Raw genomic sequence first — 23,022 nt, forward strand, 5'->3', positions numbered from 1 at the left:
AAGCAGCATCATTGACATCTACGAACTTTCTCCCATGCAAGCGGGAATGTTATTTCATACCCTATATGCTCCCAATTCGGGGGTATATTTTGAGCAGCGTAGTTGTCTGATTCGTGGCGATTTAAATTTAGCAGCTTTCCGTCAAGCTTGGCAAGGTGTAGTTAAGCGTCATTCGGTGCTGCGGACTGCTTTTCACTATTCAGAGTTAGAAAAACCACTTCAGGTGGTGTATGATTCTGTGGATTTACCTTGGCAAAAGTTAGACTGGTGTGGTTTAAAAGTTACTGAAAAAGAAGCTAAATTAACTGAGTTTTTAGAGAGTGACTGTAATTGTGGTTTCGATTTACAGCAACCTCCCTTAATGCGCTGTGCTGTGATTCGCTTAGAAGCTAATAAATACCAGTTTATCTGGAGTCACCATCATTTACTCATGGATGGTTGGTGTAACGGTATTTTATTAACAGAAGTCTTTACACTATATAAAGCATTTTGTCAAGAGCAGGATTTAATATTACCACCTCCTACACCTTACAGTAATTATATTCTTTGGCTACAGCAACAAAACCCAGAACAAGCGGAAAATTATTGGCGCAAGCATCTTCAAGATTTTACAGCACCCACAGTTTTGGGGAATAGAGAAAATAACCAATCCTCAATTCTCAGTCAAAAGTTAAAAGTCAACAGTCAACAAACTGAAACATTACAAAACTTTGTCCGTCAGCATCGTCTCACCCTCAATACCTTAGTACAAGGAGCTTGGGCGTTATTATTAAGCCGTTATAGCGATGAGAATGATGTTATATTTGGTACTACTGTTTCCGGTCGTCCTCCAGAATTACCGCAAGTAGCAAAGATAGTTGGACTATTTATTAATACTTTACCCGTGCGGGTTGATGTAGATGGAGAGAGGCAAATCATACCTTGGCTGCAACAATTGCAAGGGGAACAGGTAGAAAGAGAACAATATAGTTATAGTTCTTTGGTAGATATTCAAGGTTGGAGTTCCGTCCCTCGCGGTACACCTTTGTTTGAGAGTTTGCTGGTATTTGAGAATTATCCAGTTTCTATAGAATCAATAATCAAAACTTTTGATCAGACTCTCCAAATTGAAGATACTCAAGGATTTGAAAAAACAAATTATCCTCTGACATTAACAGTAATTCCTGGGCAGGAGTTGTTATTTAAAGTTAGTTATGATGTTTCTTGTTTTGATGCAGCAATGATTTCGCGTCTTTTAGGACATTTGGAAATTTTGCTAATGTCAATGGTGAATGATCCTGAGCAAAGGGTTGCACAAATATCAATATTAACTACCCAGGAAAGACAATTAATATTAAAAAAGTGGAATCAAACCACACAAGCGTATCCAAATCAGTGCATTCATCAGCTATTTGAGGCGCAGGTGGAAAGAACACCTGATGAAATTGCGTTGGTTTTTGGTGAGGAATGTTGGACTTATAGAGAACTTAATCATAAAGCTAATCAACTGGCGCATTATTTGCAGCAGTTGGGGGTAAAACCGGAAACTATTGTGGGAATTTGTTTGGAACGTTCCCCAGAAATGATCATTTCTCTGTTAGGAGTTCTCAAGGCGGGTGGTGTTTATTTACCTTTAGATCCAACTTACCCTGATGAGCGTTTGAGGTGGATTTTGGCGGATGCTCAGGTGGAGGTAATGCTCACGCAAAGGCGCAAAGACGCAAAGGAGGAAGGGAGGGTTGTTTGTTGGGATGCTGATGGGGAGGCGATCGCACTACAATCTATTGAGAATCCTATCAGTGATGTCACGGCAGCAAGTTTGGCTTATGTAATTTATACTTCTGGTTCTACGGGTAAACCGAAGGGGGTAATGATTGAACAGCGATCGCTCACAAATACTATCACGGCTTTACAACAGCAGTTAGGAATATCTTGTACAGACCATTGGTTAGCAATTACGACTATTGCTTTTGATATTGCAGCTTTAGAGTTGTTTTTGCCTTTAATTGTCGGAGCGCGAGTTATTTTAACACCGCAAACAGCTTTGGTTGACCCCTTGCAGATAGCAGCTATTATCGAACAGCAGCAAATCACTGTGATGCAAGCAACCCCGGCTACTTGGCGTTTACTTATCGCGCATGGTTGGACTGGTAAAGCAGATTTAAAAATTCTCTGCGGTGGGGAAACTTTGGATCAGTCTTTAGCACAGCAGTTGTTATTATCTGGTCAAGAGGTTTGGAATCTTTACGGACCGACGGAAACCACTATTTGGTCAGCAGCACAAAAACTTACCCATAATCAACCTGTTACCATTGGTCATCCCATCGCCAACACCCAATTTTACATCCTTGATCAACATTTACAACCCGTTCCCATCGGTGTACCTGGAGAACTATACATTGCTGGTGCGGGAGTCGCCAGAGGTTACTTAAACCGTCCTGAATTGACAACAGAAAAATTTCTCCTCAAAACTCCTCTCTGCGCCTCTGCGCCTCTGCGTGAGAATACCCTATATAAAACAGGCGATCGCACCCGTTACCTCCCAGATGGTACAATTGAATACTTAGGAAGAATAGACAACCAAGTAAAAATTCGGGGATTTAGGATTGAATTAGGTGAAATAGAATCGTTACTCAGTCAACATCCAGAGGTACAGACATCTGTTGTAGTGGTGACTGAAGATACATCTGAAGATAAGCGGTTAGTTGCTTATATTGTCTCAGAAAATCCAGAAATAACAGATTTGCGGCAATATTTGGCAAAGCATCTGCCAGATTACATGATTCCTTCCCAATTTATCACCTTAGATGCACTACCGCTCACTCCTAACGGTAAAGTTGACCGTCGTACATTACCAAAGCCACAATTCAAAACATCATCAGAGACAATTGCACCACGCACACCCACAGAAGAATTACTGCTGAGTATTTGGCAAAGTATATTAAATTTAACCTCAGTGGGAATTACAGATAATTTCTTTACTTTGGGTGGTCATTCACTATTAGTTATTCGTTTGGTTTCCCAAATTCAACAAGTATTTGGGGTGGATATTTCTTTACGACAAATATTTGAAAACCCGACAATTGTTGAATTAGCAACGTTAATTAATTCCTCTCGATTTGTTGAGTTTAATTACCCCACCCTAACCCTCCCCTTGGAAAGGGGAGGGAACATGATTTCCAGTCTCCCCTTGGAAAGGGGAGGGAACATGATTTCCAGTCTCCCCCCTTTACAAGGGGGGACTAAGGGGGGTAAATCTTTGCTTTCCTTTGCTCAACAACGCTTGTGGATGCTGGCACAAATTGAACCTGAAAACCCATCCTACAACGTAGCGACCGCTTTACGACTTACTGGTGATGTGAATGTTGATGTGCTGACAGAAAGTTTCAAAGAAATTATTCAGCGCCATGAAGTATTGCGTACCAACTTTTTAAATGTAGATGGTCAAGGTGTAGCAGTAATTAAACCGGAAATAGATATAAATATCCCAATTGTAGATTTAAGTTTTCTTCCTTTATCTCAACAACAAAAACTTGCAAAAGAAGAAAGTCAGCAAACATTTAATTTAGCAGAAAGTCTACTTTTACGCGCCAAATTATTATACTTAAACAATCACGAATATATCTTATTACTAACCATGCACCACATTATTACTGATGGTTGGTCAATTAATGTATTCGCGCAGGAAATGGCGACTATATATCAAGCATTTTCTCAAGGAAAACTCTCACCTCTACAACCATTAAAAATTCAGTATGCTGATTTTGCCGCTTGGCAGAGGTCGCAAAATGATAAATTTAACTATCAACTGGAATATTGGCGACAACAATTAGAGTCAGCACCAGAACTATTAGAATTACCTACAGATTATCCTCGTCCAGCTATTCAAACATTTCGAGGTCAGCGACACAGTTTTATCATATCTGGGGAATTAACCGAGAAAATTAAACAACTTGGTCAAGAAACGCATACTACATTATTTATGGTAATGTTTTCGGCGTTAAGTATCTTGTTGCATCGCTATAGTCAACAAGAAAAAATCGTCATTGGTAGTCCTGTAGCTAATCGTCATTATCCTGGAACTGATGAATTAATTGGCTTTTTTGTCAATACTTTTGCACTGTTGATTTCCCTAGAAGATAATCCCACCGTGGCGGAATTATTACCACGGGTGCGGGAAATGGTGTTATCTGCATATAGCCATCAAGATGTACCATTTGAGCAGGTAGTGGAAGGGTTGAACGTGGCGCGCTCTTTGAGTCACTCACCCTTATTTCAAGTTATGCTGGTAGCGGAAAATGCACCAACCCAATCAATAGAAATTCCTGGGTTGTGTTGGAGTCCCTTAGAAATTGATGGCGGTACAGCAAAATTTGACCTCACCTTAATGATTGCGGAAACAGACGCAGGTTTACAAGGTAAATGGGAATATAACTGTGATTTATTTACAGAAACAACGATTCACCGTTTTACAGAACATTTCCAAAATATTTTGCTAGGGATGACTTCTCAACCGAGTCCAAAAATCTCCGATTTATCTTTGATGAGTGCGGGAGAACTTCAGCAAATCATTAGTTTTGGTACTTCGCCAATAAATCTCATAACTGATTGCATACAAGAATTATTTGAGCAGCAAGTCGCAAAATTTGGTGATGAAATTGCAGTTATTTGTAATCATCAAAAAATTACTTACTCAGAACTCAACGCCAAAGCTAATCAACTCGCATATCATCTCAAATATTTAGGAGTTCAGCCAGAAATAGCCGTAGGAATTTGCGTTTACCGTTCCCTATATTTTATCATTGCTATTTTAGCAATCCTCAAAGCTGGCGGTTTCTATGTTCCCTTAGATCCTACTTATCCCCAAGAACGTCTAGAATTTTTAATTGAAGATGCTCAAATACAGGTACTACTTACCCAACAGCAGCACATTCCCCAATTACCCGATTTATCCATCTTCTGCTTTGATACAGACACAGCAAATCTAGGACATTACCCCACAACCAACCCAGTCAACCAAAGCACACCAGAAAATCTCGCCTACGTCATGTACACCTCTGGTTCTACAGGAGTTCCCAAGGGTGTATGTATCCCCCATCGTGGTGTAGTGCGACTCGTCAAAGATTGCAATTATATAGATTTAAGTGCTGATGAAAGCTTACTTCAAGCAGCACCCATAGCTTTTGATGCTTCTACATTTGAAATTTGGGGAGCATTGTTAAATGGTAGTCGTTTGGTAATTTTATCTAGTCAACAGCCCACATTAGCAGAAATTGCACAGGCTATTACAGATTACCAAATTACTACTTTGTGGTTAACCGCCGGCTTATTTCATCTGATGGTGGATGAACATATTGAAAGTTTGAAATCAGTTAAACAATTAATAGCTGGTGGTGATGTTTTATCTGCGGTTCATATTAACAAATTGCTGCAAACTCATCCTGAATGTCGTGTAATTAACGGTTACGGTCCTACAGAAAATACTACCTTTACCTGTTGTCATAGTGTTACCGATATCTGTCAGGGGAATACTGTTCCTATCGGTCGCCCTATCAATAATACACAAGTTTATATTCTGGATAAGCACCTCAACCCTTTACCTGTAGGAGTTCCAGGTGAATTATATATTGCCGGTGATGGACTGGCGCGTGGTTACTTAAATCAACCAGATTTAACAGCCGAAAAGTTTATTCAGCATCCTTTCCCTACTCCCCACTCCCCACTCCCCACTCCCTTATATAAGACAGGCGATCGCACCCGCTACCTTCCTCATGGTACAATTGAATACTTAGGCAGATTAGATAACCAAGTAAAAATCCGGGGGTTTCGCATTGAGTTGGGTGAAATTGAAGCAGTATTAAATCAGCATCCAGCAGTAAAAGAATGTGTAGTTATTACTCGTGAAAAACAACTTATAGCCTACTTTATACCTTTAGATAGTACACCAGATAATCTCAGAGATTTTTTACAAGAACGTCTTCCTGATTATTTAATTCCTCACTTTTTTGTTTCTTTAGAAAGTCTACCTCTGACAACTAACGGTAAGGTAGATAGACAGAAATTACCAGCAATAGAAATTACAAGTTTTCCAGATGGAAGTATAGCGCGTACTGATATAGAAGCGAAATTAGCAGAAGTTTGGTCATCAGTTTTGAATTTGTCCCAAGTGGGTATTTATGATAATTTCTTTGCACTTGGTGGCGATTCAATTGTGGTAATTCAGTTAATTAGTCGTGCTAATCAGGTAGGATTAAAGTTAAGTCATAAGCAGATTTTTCAACATCAAACTATTGCTGAACTTGCAGCAGTTGTTATTTCTAATGAATCAATTCTACCGCCGCAGGGTATGATTACTGGTGCTGTATTAATGACCCCGATTCAATATTGGTTTTTTGAACAGGAGTTGGTGAATCAACATCATTTTAATCAGGCGGTGTTTTTAGAGTGTTCTGAGAAGTTACAACAGCAAGTTCTGGTTGATACCATCAAATATTTATTGCTGCATCATGATATGTTGCGGTGTCAATTTGTAAGTGGGGATTTATTCACGCAGAGGCGCAGAGGCGCAGAGAGAGATATAGGAGGAGAAATTGTTGAGTTAGAGGATTTTCCTCTGGTTTTTTGTGATTTATCAGGTTTTAATGAGAGTGAGCAGAATAGAGTTATTCAAGATGTTGCTGGTGAAATACAGGCTAGTTTAAATATTGGTGATGCTCCTTTATTGAGGGTAGTTCATTTTGATTTGGGTGAGGTTTCTAAGTTATTAATTGTTGCTCATCATTTGGTTGTTGATGGGGTTTCTTGGCGGATTTTGTTGGCGGATTTTCAAACTGTATATCAACAGGTTTTAGTCGGGAAGAGGATTGTTTTACCTGCTAAGACGATTTCTTTTTTAAGTTGGTCTGAGAAATTACATGATTATGCTCAGACGGAATATCTCAAGGAGGAATTAACATATTGGTTATCAAGGAATTATACAGAAGTTAAACTATTACCCATCGATTATTCTGATGGTAGTAATCAGGTGGCTGATGTTGAGACTGTGACTATAAAACTTTCTGTGGAAGATACACAAGGTTTGCTAACAGAAGTTCCTCCGGTCTACAATACGCAAGTTAATGATGTTTTATTAACGGCTGTAACGTCTACTATATCAAACTGGATAAATAATCCTTTGGTGTTGGTTGATTTAGAAGGTTATGGACGTAATTTTCCGGGTGAAGATATAGATATTTCTCGAACTGTGGGATGGTTTACGGCAATTTATCCTTGTTTATTACAAAAGTCTAGTGATGACTGGGGTGAAATGCTTAAGGGTATTAAAGAACAATTACGCACAGTCCCAAACCAAGGATTTAATTATGGAATCTTGCGCTATCTTCACAACGGGGAAATTTCAGAGAAGTTGCAGAATTTACCCCAAGCTGAGATTAGTTTTAACTATTTAGGACAATTAGATTTAGGTTTAGATAATGGAAAATTTCAATGGCTACCCTTACCAGAAATTACAACCCAAGATAAACAACAAACTCGACGCTATGCTATAGAAATTATTGGGTTTATCCGCGAAGGTAAATTACAGTTTGATTGGGTATATAGTCGGCAACAGTATCAACAGAAAACTATTGCACAATTAGCAAACAATTTTCAGCAAGGATTAAAAGAAATTATTAATCACTGTCGTTTACCTAATATCGGAGGTTACACACCTTCTGATTTTGAGTTAGGTAATTTAAATCAGGATACTTTAGATTTAGTGATGGGGATGATTAGTTTTGAAGCGGAGGGTGTGGAATGAATACTAACTTAAATCGCCAAAATATAGAAGATATTTATCCCCTCTCACCTTTGCAACAGGGTATGTTATTTCATAGCCTGTACGCGCCTAATTCTGGTGCTTATGTGGTACAGGTCAGTTATGAGTTACATGGAAGTTTAAATATTCGGGCTTTTGATGCTACTTGGCAATATTTAATTAATCGTTATCCGGTTTTACGGACAGCTTATGTTTGGGACAAGTTAGAAAAGCCTTTACAAGTAGTTGGTAAGCAGGTAGAGTTTTCTATATCTCATCTTGATTGGTGTAATTTTACTGGTGATAAACAACAGGAATCTTTAAAAGCATTACTACAAAAACAGCGAGAACAGGGCTTTAATTTGTCTCAAGCACCCTTGATGCAAATAACGCTCATAAAATTAACAAATAAAGTTTATCAATTTGTCTGGAGTTATCACCATTTATTATTAGATGGTTGGTCAGTACAGGTTCTTTTAAAAGAATTTATAGTTATTTATCAAGCATATAGCCAACAACAAACACCCGTTTTAGCAAACCCACGCCGTTATCGAGATTATATCGCTTGGTTACAGCAACAAAACTTGGCGGAAGCTGAGGTTTTTTGGAAACAGCAATTACAGGGTTTTCTGTCTCCAACCAAACTAAATATTGAGCAAAATAGAGATGTTCGTCCAGATAATTTACATAGCCATTATAGTGAGCAAAATATTCAACTTTCAGTCGAATTAACTAAAAAACTGCAAACTCTAGCCAAACAACAACAATTAACCATCAATACCTTTGTCCAAGGTGCTTGGGCGTTGTTATTAAGTCGCTATAGTGGGGAAAAAGATGTTTTATTTGCTACCGTTAGTGCTGGTCGTCCCAGTTCGCTGAATGGTGCTGATACAATGGTGGGATTATTTATTAATACTTTACCATTCCGGGTATTAGTATCACCTGAAGAGTCGTTATATAAATGGTTTCAAAAGTTACAACAGCAGCAAGTAGAAATACGAGAATATGAATATTGTTCTTTAGTGGATATTCATCGCTGGAGTGAAGTTTCACACTCTTTACCACTGTTTGAAACTTTGGTGGTGTTTGAAAATTATCCCATTGAACCCGCCCTGAAACAATCCTTGGATTCTCTGGAGATTCGTAATATTCAAGCTATAGAACAGACTAATTATCCTCTGACGCTGTATGCAACAGTAGATTCTCAGCTTTCTTTAAGACTTTTATACGATCGCGATCGCTATCACCATACCACTATCACCCAAATTTTAGAACAGCTAGAAACACTGTTGTTAGCAATGACACAGGGAGATGTTACTTTAGCCGCAATACCAATTCTCAGTCCCGCCCAACAACAGCAAATACTCATTGACTGGAACGCCACAACCCAGGAAATTCCCCAGCAATGCGTCCATGAAATCATTAGTCAGCAAGCGCAACAAACACCAGACGCGACAGCAGTTGTATTTGCAGATAAAACCCTAACTTACGCCGAATTAAACGCTAAATCCAACCAAATCGCCTATTTTTTATTACAACTGGGAGTCAAACCAGAAGCCAGAATTGGAGTTTATTTAGAGCGTTCATCACCACTATTGATTATAGTCTTACTCGGTATCCTCAAAGCCGGAGCCGCTTACATCCCGCTAGATCCCACCTTCCCCCCAGAACGTCTGCGTTTCATGATGGCAGATGCAGAGTTAATATTATTACTTGCACAAACATCTTTAAATAGTATTATTACTGATAGATTAACAACAATTAACCTCGATGAATTAGAGGAAAATATTAATCAACAGCCAATCTTTGACCCACAAGTTAAAGTAACACCAGAACAACTAACTTATTTAATTTATACATCTGGTTCAACAGGGAAACCAAAAGGAGTCATGATTGAAGGGCGATCGCTCCTCAACATTTTAACAGACCTGAAACAACGATTATCAATTACCCCTAATGACAAACTATTAGCAATAACCACCATCGCCTTTGACATCGCCGCCTTAGAATTATTTCTCCCCTTAATTGCCGGCGCACAAATCGTATTAGCGCCCCAAACCCTTGACCCCACTCAACTTGCAACCTGCATAGAACAAAATCAAATTACCGTCATGCAAGCCACACCCGCTACTTGGAGGTTACTAATAACCAGTGGTTGGCGTGGAAAAGCAGACTTAAAAATCCTCTGTGGTGGAGAAGCATTAGATAACACCCTAGCGCAACAGTTGCTGTGTTGTAGTCAAGAAGTCTGGAACCTATACGGGCCAACAGAAACAACAATTTGGTCAGCAGCCCAAAAACTCAGTATAGATCAACCAGTCACCATAGGTCATCCCATAGCCAACACCCAATTTTACGTCCTCGACCAGCATTTACAACCCCTCCCCATAGGAGTACCAGGAGAATTATATATTAGTGGTGCAGGAGTCGCCAAAGGATATTGGCAAAGCCCAGACCTAACAGCAGAAAAATTTCTCCTTAAAACTCCTCCTCTCTGCGCCTCTGCGCCTCTGCGTGAATACACCCTCTACAAAACAGGCGATCGCGTCCGCTACCTAAGAGATGGTAAACTCGAATACCTGGGTAGACTAGATAATCAAATCAAAATTAGAGGATTTCGCATTGAACTAGGAGAAATAGAAGCAGTATTAACAGAACATCCCGCAGTCACCCAAGCAGTAGTAACACTCAGAGAACAAGAACCTCACTTAGTAGCCTACATAGTCCCCAGAACCGAGATCATCCTCACAGAAATACGCTCCTACGTAGGAGAAAAACTACCCACATATATGATCCCGGCCGCATTTATAGAACTAGAAAAATTACCTTTAACACCCAACGGTAAAATTAACCGCAAAGCATTACCAACAGCAAATAACTTGCGTTTAGCCGTGAGTAAAACCTTAGTGCTACCGCAGACCGAAATTGAGCAAACCATCGCCAAAATTTGGAGAGAACTGCTAACCATAGAAAATCTGAGTATTCATGATAACTTCTTCGACTTAGGAGGACACTCCTTATTAATAGTGAGAATGCAGGGACAACTACACCTCCAACTCAATCAAAACATTCCCCTAGTAGACCTATTCCGCCACCCCACAATTAACGCCCTAGCAAAATATTTAACTCAAAAAACCCCCTCACCCGACCCAGAAACAAAATCAAGAATTGCTCAATTACAAAACGGTAAACAAAGACTCCTCCAACAAAGACAAACCAGACTAAAAACCTAAACCTCCGCGTACCTTTGCGTTAACCTCCGCGCCCCTTTGCGTTTAAAAAAAATATATGAAAAACCCCACAGAATTAGAAATAGCAATAATCGGCATGAACGCTAAATTCCCAGGTGCTAACAACTTAGAAAAATATTGGCAAAACCTCTGCAACAAAGTAGAATCAATCAGCGACTTAACCGACGAACAGATCCTAAAAAACGGCGTAAATCCTGAACTATTAAAAAATCCCAATTATGTAAAAAAACAAGGCATAATAGATAATATCGAATATTTTGATGCTAACTTCTTTGGATTCAACCCCAGAGAAGCCGAAATTATCGACCCACAGCAGCGATTATTTTTAGAATGTGCTTGGTCAGCCCTAGAAGACGCTGGATACAATTCTGAAACCTACCCTGGAGCCATCGGAATCTATGCCGGTGCAGGAATGAATAGCTATTTATTCAACTTAGTATCAAACCCAGAAATTCAAAATCAAGTTAGTCGTTATCAGCTATTTCTCGGCAACGATAAAGATTTTCTCACCACCAGAGTATCTTATAAATTAAATTTACGCGGGCCAAGTTTAGATATTCAAACAGCTTGTTCCACATCCTTAGTAGCAGTTCATGTAGCCTGTCAAAACTTATTAAGTGGTGAATGCGATATAGCATTGGCCGGGGGTGTATCCTTAGCAAAAACCACAGGTTACTTATACCAAGAAGGAGGAATTTATTCACCCGATGGCCATTGTCGAGCCTTTGATACTGATGCTCAAGGAACAATTGCTGGTAGTGGTTTGGGTATCGTTGTTTTGAAACGGTTACAAGAAGCTATTGACGATGGCGACTATATTCATGCTGTAATTAAAGGTTCAGCAATTAATAATGATGGTGGTTTTAAAGTTAGCTACACAGCACCAAGAATTGATACTCAAGCAGCAGTCATTCGTACCGCCCAAGCAGTAGCTGAAGTAGAACCAACAGATATTAGTTATATTGAAACCCACGGAACAGGAACAGCATTAGGTGATCCCATTGAAATTGCGGCTTTAACTCAAGCCTTTCGTGAGGGAACAAAGACAAACGGTTTTTGTTCCATATCGTCGGTAAAAACCAATATTGGACATTTAGATGCAGCTGCGGGAATTGCAAGTTTAATTAAAACTGTATTAGCACTTAAACACAAACAAATTCCCCCAAGTTTACATTTTAAACAACCAAATTCTCAAATAGATTTTTCTCAAACCCCCTTTTATGTCAACACCAATTTAGTTGATTGGGAAACAGACAAAACCCCCCGGTGCGCTGGTGTAAGTTCCTTTGGTATTGGTGGGACAAACGCCCATGTAATTCTAGAAGAAGCACCAATACAATTCAAAAATCAAAAGTCAAAAGTCAAAAGCAATTATCATCTGTTATGTTTATCAGCTAAAAGTGAAAAAGCACTTGAGCAAGCAATAATTAATCTGGCTACACATTTACAAAAGCATCCACAATTAAATCTTGCAGATATTGCTTATACCCTCCACATAGGACGACAACATTTTGCATATCGCCGGATGGTGTTGTGTCAAACCACAGAAGCAGCAGCGCAAGTTTTAGTCAGAGAGACAAAAGATATTCGTGCTACCTCAGAAAAACTTCCAAGTATTGCTTTCATGTTTCCTGGTCAAGGTAGTCAATATGTTAATATGGCTAAGGAACTATATGATACGGAAACTGTATTTCGAGAACAAATAGATCATTGCTGTGAATTATTAAAGCATGATTTGCAGTTAGATTTGCGATCGCAAATTTATTCACAAGACTCTGAACAACTCAAGCAGACATCAATAGCACAACCAGCATTGTTTGTAATTGAATACGCTTTAGCTCAACTGTGGATATCTTGGGGTATTCAACCACAAGCGATGATTGGTCATAGTATTGGCGAATATGTAGCCGCAACCTTAGCTGGTGTCTTTTCTCTCTCCGATGCCTTAGAATTAGTAACATTGCGTGGTCGTTTAATGCAGCAATGTCCTACTGGGGGAATGCTTTCGGTAGGAATGTCAGCAGATCAATTACAACCTCTATTAACCGATAATTTAGTTATAGCAGCATACAACGCACCAGATTTATGTGTAGTATCTGGTGCTGAAGCGGAAATTATTCAGTTAGAACACAATTTAAATCAACAGGAAATATCCTGTCGCAAATTGCAGACATCTCACGCTTTCCATTCACCCTTAATGGCAGAAATTATTCATCCATTTATTGCAGCTTTCCAGAGAATTACACTGCAAAGCCCACAAATTCCCTTTATTTCTAATGTTACTGGTACTTGGATTACACCAGAGCAAGCAACTAATCCTCACTACTGGGGAAATCACTTACGTCAACCTGTTCAGTTTGCAACAGGAATCAAAGAACTATTAACAGAACCTGATCTGATTTTACTGGAAGTAGGAGCAGGAAGGACACTTTCTACCTTAGCCAAACAACAAACTAACAGCAACAAAATTTTATCCTCCCTGCCTCATCCTCAAGATACGCAATCGGATGTAGAATTTTTATTGCAAACCTTGGGTGAACTCTGGTTAGCAGGTGTATCAATTGATTGGGCAAAGTTTTATACTCACGAACAGCGTCAACGTTTATCACTACCTACCTATCCTTTTCAACGTCAGCGTTACTGGATTGATGTGAAAGCAGATGAGCAAAAATTCATCCAGTCTCCACTCCCCAGTCCCCAGTTTTATATGTCTTCTTGGGAGCGTAGTTTACCCCAGACTCAGGTAGATATAGCTGAAAAACGACTATCTTGGCTGGTGTTTGCGGATAATCACGGTATCAGCACAGAAATAATTAATACTCTGCAAGCTGCTGGACAAGATGTAATTATTGTTAACAGGGGTGAAGAATACGACCAACCCGCATATCGTACTTTTACAGTTAATCCCCAACGCCCAGAGGATTTTTCCGAGTTATGGTTAGATTTAGAATTGCGAGAATTAATTCCTCACCAGATTCTATATTTATGGGATTTAACTGATTCACAACAGCAACCTATCAGTTTATTATATCTAGCACAAGCAATTCACTCGCAATCAATTGAGCAAGCAATAACATTAATGCTAGTCACGAATGATGGGCAATTGGTGTTAGGAAATGAAAATATCCACCCCATGAAAGCAACATTTTGGGGTATGGGTAAGGTGATTTCTCAAGAAATACCACAATTAACTTGTCGCTGTGTTGATATTTCATTACCAAGCACAGTTAAGACAAATAAAAAACAAGTCGCCCAACAATTAATTACAGATTGTTTAAATATTAGTCATCAGAATCAGATCCCCGACTTCTTAAAGAAGTCGGGGATCTTGACACAGCAAGTTGCTTATCGGGGTAATTATCGCTGGAATCAGATTTTTAAACCCTTGTTAATAGATGATTCAACATCAAAAATCTCTTTACGGGAAGGAGGAACTTATGTAATTTTAGGAGATTTGACAACAGGTTTAGGAAAAATTTTTGCTGAGTTCTTAATAAAAATGTCAGCCCGGTTAGTTGTACTAAGTGATGTTATTCCTGAAACTTTGATACAAACTTTAGATCATGCTGGGATTGACTACTTTCATCTCAATGTAGATATTACCAAACAGCCAGAATTAGAAAATGCAATTGCTCTAGCTGAGGAAAAATTTGGACAACTAAATGGTGTATTCTACTCCACACCCATGAGTAATGAACATTCAATGGCATTCTTACCCCAACTAACTGTAAAACATTGGGAATATAACTATCATACTAAAGTACAAGGATTATCGGTTTTAGCTGAAGTTTTGCGCGATAAACCGCTAGATTTTTGTGTATTGCAATCTTCCCTTTCCAGCGTGTTAGGTGGTTTAGGTTTAGCCGCTTACGCTGGGGCGAATGCTGTAATTGATATGTTCGCCGTGGAACAAAATCAAAATAGCAAATTCCCCTGGATTAGCATTAATTGGGATGCTTGTCGTAGTGATGATACCCCACCCCAACCCTCCCCTTATAAAGGGGAGGGAGATAATTTGGGCGGATGGGGTGATTTAGCAACATTAGCACTCACACCAGAAGAAGTATGGAAAGCTACCCAACATATTATCAAATTGGGTTTACCAGAATCAGTTGTAGTGACTAAAGCCGACTTATACAAACGTTTAGAACAGTGGGTAACAAACACCCCAATTAAAACCAAAAAAGAAACCGATAGCACCCACACCCGTTCCCAGCCAACAAACGAATATATTGAACCCCGTAACGAAATTGAAACAGCGATCGCGCAAATTTGGCAAGAATTATTAGGAATTTCTCCCATTGGAATTAACGATAGCTTCTTCGACTTAGGCGGACATTCCTTACTAGCCATTCAAGCCATTTCCCGATTACGCGATCGCTTCAACATCGAACTATCAATGAGAAACCTACTATACGAAACACCCACCATCGCCGGAATAGCAGCATTTATCGCCACCCAAAACCAAAACCTAGAACAAATGACAGCCCTACTCACAGAAATCCAAACCCTCACCCCAGAACAAGTCCTCCAACAACTCAACAACCACTCTTAAAAACTCCGCGAACCTCTGCGTTAACCTCCGCGAACCTCTGCGTTAAAAAAAATGTCTAACTACTCACAAATCCTCTCAAACCTCACCCCAGAACAAAAAGCCTTATTTGAACGTCGCCTCAAACAAAAAGGATTAACCTTACCTCAATCCTCCACAATTCCCCCACGAAACCAAACAGAAAACATCCCCCTATCCTTCGCCCAACAACGCCTCTGGTTCATCCAACAACTAGAACCAGATAGTTATGTTTATAACGTCCCCTGTGTCCTAAAAATGCAGGGAAATTTACAAATATCCGCATTAGAATCAGCTATCAACCAACTCAGAAAAAGACACGAAACTTTAAGAACTTATTTCACCACCAATGACGAAAACCAACCAATTCAAATTATCGAACCTTGGCAACCCATCTCATTACAAATTATAGATACAAATGAAGAAGTCGAAAAAATAGCATTAACAGCCGCACAAACACCCTTTGATTTAACTCAACCTTTATTCAAAACTAGCCTTTTTCGTTTAGCTGAAGATGAACATATTTTATTAATAACAACCCATCATATTATCTCTGATCGTTGGTCAGTAGGTGTCTTTCTCAAAGAAATTTCTCTATTATATTCAGCTTATGTACAGGGAGAAGCTTCACCCTTGTCAGATTTACCAATTCAATATGCTGATTGGGTATTGTGGCAAAGACAACAATTACAAGGAGAATTTCTAGAAAACCAAATTAATTATTGGTTAAAGCAGTTAGGTGGTGAATTACCTGTTTTACAACTACCAACTATTGCTAAAGATATATCTACATACTCAGGTTCACAGTATAGAGTTTCTCTCTCTTTGTCTCTTTCCAAAGCACTAAAAACCTTAGCAGCCAAAGAAAATGTCACCCTATTCATGCTGCTATTAGCGAGTTTTCAAGCATTGCTATATCGCTACACTGGAGAGGAAGATTTATTAATTGGTACAGATATTGTTAACCGCGATCGCCAGGAAACAGAAAATCTCATTGGTTTATTAGTCAATACTGTAATATTACGGACTAACTTAGGCAGTAATCCCACGATCAAGGAATTAATCAAGCGAGTGCGTGAAGTAACGCTGTCTGCTTTTACTCATCAACATTTACCTTTTGAAAAGTTAGTAGAAATCCTCAACCCTGAACGCCATCTCAATCAAATGATGCCTTTATTTCAGGTGAAATTTGATTTACAACTAGCAACAGTACAACCACCTCAACTAGCAGGATTAACTTTAGAAAGGTTACAGCTTCAGGAAGATACGGCGAAATATGAATTACGTCTGAATTTACAAGACACTCCCCAGGGAATTAAGGGACAATTTGAATATAGTACAGATTTATTTGATGCTGCTACTATTGCTCAAATGGCGGAACATTGGCAGATTCTTTTAGAGAGTATAGTTACAAATATTGATGGGAAAATATCAGATTTATTTTTATTGACTGCTAAAGAAGAAGAATTATTAATTAATTGGAATGCGACATCACGGGAATATCCTACCCATGAGTGTATTCATGAATTATTTGCAGCGCAGGTTGAAAGAACTCCTGATGAAATAGCTTTGATTTTTGGTGAGGAATGTTTTACTTATCGAGAGCTTAATATTAAAGCTAATCAACTGGCGCATTATTTACAAGGTTTGGGAGTTAAGCCAGAAATTCCTGTGGGAATTTGTCTGGAACGTTCCCCGGAAATGGTGATTGGGATGTTAGCTATTCTCAAAGCTGGGGGTTTTTATGTACCTTTAGATCCGGCTTATCCTGATGAGAGATTACAGTATATTTTGGATGATGCAAAAGTAGGGATTTTGTTAGTTCACGCAGAGACGCAGAGGCGCACAGAGGAGTTTGGGAGGGTTGTTTGTTTGGATGCTGATTGGGAGAATATTGGGGAATATCCTATTACTAATCCTGTGACGGATGTTACTCCGGGTAATTTGGCTTATTTGATTTATACTTCGGGTTCTACGGGTAAGCCTAAAGGGGTGATGATTGAGCATCGCAGTCCAGTTTGTTTATTGTATTGGGCGCGTGAGGTTTTTAGTGATGATGCGATTTCTGGGGTGTTGGCGGCTACTTCTATCTGTTTCGATTTATCGGTGTTTGAGATTTTTGTCCCTCTGTGTCGGGGTGGTAAGGTAATTTTGGCTGAAAATGCTCTGGAATTGCCGAATTTAGCGGCTAAAAATCAGGTGACGTTAATTAATACTGTACCCAGTGCAGTAACTCAACTTCTCCAATTCAATGCTATTCCTAATTCTGTTAACACAGTTAATTTAGCGGGTGAACCTCTGACATGGAAATTGGTACAGCAACTTCAACAACTCCCGCACGTTGAGCAAATCTTTAACCTTTATGGACCTTCGGAAGATACTACTTATTCTACTTACATAGAACTGAAAGATATTACCCCAAATAGTTCTACTCCTCCTATTGGTCGTCCTATTGCAAATACTCAAGTTTATATTTTAGATAGATATTTACAACCAGTACCCGTTGGTGTGCCTGGAGAATTATATATTGCAGGTGCAGGATTAGCACGGGGATATTGGCAACGCCCAGAATTGACGGACGAGAGGTTTATTAATTGGGGAATGGGGAATAATCAACTTTATAAAACAGGCGATCGCGTTCGTTATCTTCCTGATAGTAACATTGAATACTTGGGTAGATTAGATAGTCAAGTAAAAATCCGGGGTTATCGCATTGAATTAGGCGAGATTGACGCTTTACTCAGTCAGTATCCAGAAATTCAAGAATCTGTAGTTATTGCTAGTGAAAAAGCATCAGGGGATAAAAATTTAGTTGCTTATATTGCCCCTAAAAGTATCAATATTCTAAATTTACGGCAATATTTAGCAGATAAATTGCCAAATTACATGATTCCTGCCCATTTCATGACTTTGGATGCCCTGCCGCGTAATCCCAATGGTAAGATTGACCGCAAGGCGTTACCCACAGTTGATCAAGTATCTTTAAAATTAGGGATTGTTTATGTAGCACCTCGCACTCCTACAGAGCAAAAATTAGCAGCAATTTGGCAAGAAATACTTCAAGTTGAGCAAATCGGTGTTAACGATAACTTTTTTACATTGGGTGGACATTCCCTACTGGGGATGCAGTTAGTAGCAAGAATTAACGAATCCTTACAGGTAGAATTACCCCTCAAGTATTTATTTCAGTTTCCCACCATTGCCAGTATAGCTGCACAGATTGACCAGTTACAGCGCCATGAAATTCAGTTGGGATTACCCAAAATTCAACCCCAACTCCAAGAACGCTATCAACCTTTTCCCCTGACAGATATTCAGCAAGCCTACCTCATCGGACGTAACGCCGCTTTTGAGTTGGGTAACATTGCTACACACGGTTATCAAGAAATTGAGACAGTGGGGTTAAGGGTTGCACAGGTAGAAATGGCAATGCAGCGATTAATTGAGCGTCATGATATGCTGCGGGTGATTGTTCAAGCTGATGGACAGCAACAGATTTTATCACAAGTCCCGGATTTCAAAATTACGGTGACAGATTTGCAACCCCACCCTAACCCTCCCCTTGGTAAAGGGAGGGAGTTAGATTTTCCGGTTTCCCCCATTTACAAGGGGGGATTAAGGGGGGTAGATTCTACACTTAAGGATATCCGCCAAAACCTTTCCCATCAAATTCGCCCCACAGACAGTTACCCTTTATTTGAAATTCAAGCAATTTTATTAGATGAAAACAAAATCCGTTTCTGCATCAGTTTTGATGTTTTAATTGGTGACGCTTGGAGTTTCCGCTTATTAGGTAGAGAATTAGTCCAAATTCTGGAAAATCCAGATATCGAGTTACCACCCATCAGTTTAACTTTCCGAGATTACGTCCTCACAGAAAAGACATTACGAGAATCAGCAATTTATCAGCGTTCTCAAGCATACTGGCAAAATCGCCTCGCCACCTTAGCACCTGCACCGGAATTACCTTTAACTAAACCACTCGGTAAAATTACAGAACCACATTTCACGCGTCGCAGTGGTACTTTATCCCCAAGCCAATGGCAAAAACTTAAACAGCAAGGCAGCGAAGCGGGAATTACACCATCAGGCATACTTTTGGCTGCTTTTGCTAAAATTCTCTCACGCTGGAGCAAGCAACCTAATTTTACCCTAAATCTGACCTTATTTAACCGCCTTCCCCTACATCCCGAAGTTAATCAAATTGTCGGAGATTTCACAGCTTCCCTACTTATAGAAATTGTTAGTGCTGGGTGTCACAATTTCCTCGAACTAGCTCACCGCATCCAAACCCAACTGTGGGATGATTTAGACCATCGTTATTTCAGTGGTGTAGAGGTACTCAGACAACTGGCGCGTCAGCAACAGCGAGTGACAGAGGCACTGATGCCTGTTGTGTTTACTAGTACCCTCACCCAAGATCATCAACAAGGAGAAGATAAACGCCATTGGCAAGGTGACTTAATATACAGCCTCAGCCAAACCTCTCAAGTGTATTTTGACCATCAAGTAGGAGAAGTAGCAGGCGCATTAGTATTTAATTGGGACACCATCGATGAACTTTTCCCCCCAGGAATGTTAGATGAAATGTTCCACTCCTACTGTAATTTCCTAAAACAGTTAGTAGAACCCGATACAATCGTTCCCCAACTTCCTAGCCCCCCAGCCCCCCAGCCTTCCCTTTGCCTTCACACCCTATTTTTTCAGCAGGTAGCAAAACAACCAAACCAGCCAGCAATTTTTACTACAGAACAAACTTTAACTTATCAACAGGTGAGCGATCGCGTCTGTGATCTCGTCCAGCAATTACAATACTTAAATGTCATTCCCAATCAATTAATAGCAATTGTCATGGATAAGGGTTGGGAACAAGTGGTTGCAGCCTTAGCAATTTTCACCTCTGGTGCAGCCTACGTTCCCATAGATCCACAATTACCAGCACAGCGTCGTTTGCAATTACTGCAAGAAACCCAAGCACAAATTATACTCACCCAATCTTGGCTAGATAAAACTTTAGAATGGGCTGATCATCTGACTCGGATATGTGTTGATACCCCACCCCAGCCCTCCCCTTGCAAAGGAGAGGGAGTAAGACAACAACCCACAGATTTAGCTTATGTAATTTACACATCCGGATCAACGGGAACACCCAAAGGTGTGATGATTGATCATCAAGGGGCAGTCAACACAATATTAGATATTAATCAACGCTTTGGCGTGACAGCAAAAGACCGAATTTTGGCGCTATCATCCCTGAGTTTTGATTTATCGGTATATGACATTTTTGGAATTTTAGCGGCTGGGGGAACAATTGTTATTCCAGAATGCGGTAATGATCCCACACACTGGATGCAGCTAATTAACCAATATCAGGTAACAATTTGGAACTCAGTTCCCGCCCTGATGCAGCTTTTACTCGACTCCTCCCCCACCCAAAACCAGACACTCCGCTTAGTTTTACTCAGTGGTGATTGGATTCCTTTAACATTACCTGAACGCATTCGTAGCCAATTCAATCATCCGCAAATTATTAGTTTAGGTGGTGCAACAGAAGCATCTATTTGGTCAATTTTCTACCCCATAGATAAAATTGATCCTCATTGGAAAAGCATACCTTATGGTTATTCCCTCAGTAATCAACAGGTTTACGTCCTTAATCATTCCCTTGAACCATCTCCCATCTGGGCTATAGGCGCAATTTACATCGCTGGTTTAGGAGTTGCTAAAGGTTATTGGCAAAATCCAGAATTGACGGCGGAAAAGTTTATTAATTGGGAACAAATCAATTCAAAATTAAAGCATCCCTCACTCAGCACTTTCTACAAAACTGGTGATTTAGGACGCTACTTACCTGATGGCACAATAGAATTTTTAGGAAGAGAAGATTTTCAAGTTAAAGTTAATGGCTACCGGATTGAGTTAGGGGAAATTGAAGCAGCTTTACAACAACATCCAGCTATAAACCAAGCAGTTGTGACAACTGCGGGAAATACATCCTTTCAACAACAGTTAGTTGCTTATTTAGTGTTACAACCAGAGGTAATTGTCAGCCAAAACATACTTAATTCTTCCTCTCAACTTGATTTTAAACTACAACAAAAGGGAATCAGAAAATTTGCTCCTGGGGTGCATTCTGTAGCTTTCCCTGGTGGTAAAACTTCTCAAGTCAATTTGCAGCGACAAAGTTACCGACAGTTTTTAGCAGAAACTGTCCCTCTAAATGCCTTGGGTGAACTTTTGAAATGTTTGCAAATGCAGCAATTAGAAAATTCTCCCCTGCCAAAATATCGCTATGCTTCTGCTGGTAGTTTATATCCAGTCCAAACATATATTTATATCAAACCCCATCAAGTTGAAAATTTAGCTGCTGGTTTTTACTACTACCATCCCCAACAACATCAACTTATTTATTTAAGTGATGCTACAAATATTGATAGTAGTATCTATGGCATAAATCAAGAGATTTTTACAGCATCAGCATTTTCTATATTTTTAATTGGTGACTTACAAGCAATTTCACCAGTTTACGGAGATAAATCCAGGGATTTCTGTTTACTAGAAGCAGGTTATATCGGACAATTATTAATGGAAAACGCCCCAAATCAAAACTTAGGTTTGTGTCCAATTGGTGATTTAGAATTTGATGCTATCCGTGAATATTTTGCTTTAAATGAACAGCAAATATTCTGGCATGGTTTTGTTGGTGGTACTATCGATCCCAGTTGGAAAAATATTTGGCTATCACCAGAAACTTCTTCAAACAAAATCACGAAAACCGAATTAGTTACCCAAAAAATAAGGCAATTTCTCCAACAAAGATTGCCAGAATATATGATACCTAGCCTCTATATTCCCCTAGAAAACCTACCATTAACAGCAAATGGCAAAATTGACCGCCGTGCTTTACCTCAGCCAGAATATCAATTTAGTCAGTCTGAACAGCCTATTATACCTCCCTCTACAGAATTAGAAATAGCACTAGCTCAACTATGGGAATCTATTTTAAATGTAAAATTTTCAAGTATTCACAATAATTTCTTTGAATTAGGAGGTAATTCATTATCAGCAACTCAGATAATTACTCAGATGCGGCAAAATCTCCAACTTGATTTACCCATTCGGGAATTTTTCCTCAAGCCTACATTAACAGCACAAGCTGAATTACTCAAATATCAGTGGAAAACAAGACAAGAAATTACAATTGAGCCTATTGAACGTATTAATCCTCAAAAAATACTGGCAAATTTAGATGAACTTTCAGATGAAGAAGTAGAGATATTACTTCAAAAAATACAGTTAGAAGAGGATGATTTATTGCACGCAGAGACGCAGAGGCGCGGAGAATAAGAGATGGGGAAATAATTTCTTAATCAAACTATCTCTCCTTTCTCCTCTCTGCGTCTCTGCGCCTCTGCGCGAAACATAAA

The 23,022-nt window shown here is 39.4% G+C and carries 4 protein-coding genes; all 4 read left to right on the plus strand.

The window, feature by feature from the left end:
- The first annotated feature begins 34 nt into the window (after positions 1-34).
- From NSP_RS11885 to NSP_RS11900, 4 genes are read left to right on the plus strand one after another with little or no spacing between them, the layout of a single operon-like run.
- On the plus strand, positions 35-7,777 hold the full coding sequence (locus NSP_RS11885; RefSeq protein ID WP_017804092.1) for a non-ribosomal peptide synthetase: 7,743 nt from the start codon (positions 35-37) through the stop codon (positions 7,775-7,777).
- Positions 7,774-11,007: a non-ribosomal peptide synthetase gene (locus tag NSP_RS11890; RefSeq protein ID WP_006194150.1), complete on the plus strand. Its 3,234-nt coding sequence runs from the start codon at positions 7,774-7,776 to the stop codon at positions 11,005-11,007. The genes NSP_RS11885 and NSP_RS11890 overlap by 4 nt, the downstream gene beginning before the upstream one ends.
- A gap of 55 nt (positions 11,008-11,062) precedes the next feature.
- Complete coding sequence (locus tag NSP_RS11895) at positions 11,063-15,580, plus strand: type I polyketide synthase (protein WP_006194151.1); 4,518 nt, start codon at positions 11,063-11,065, stop codon at positions 15,578-15,580.
- Positions 15,581-15,631: 51 nt separating this feature from the next.
- A complete protein-coding gene (locus tag NSP_RS11900) occupies positions 15,632-22,942 on the plus strand; it encodes a non-ribosomal peptide synthetase (protein WP_006194152.1) in 7,311 nt (2,436 codons plus the stop codon).
- Positions 22,943-23,022: the final 80 nt, after the last annotated feature.

The sequence above is a fragment of the Nodularia spumigena CCY9414 genome (assembly GCF_000340565.2).
GTDB lineage: Bacteria > Cyanobacteriota > Cyanobacteriia > Cyanobacteriales > Nostocaceae > Nodularia > Nodularia spumigena.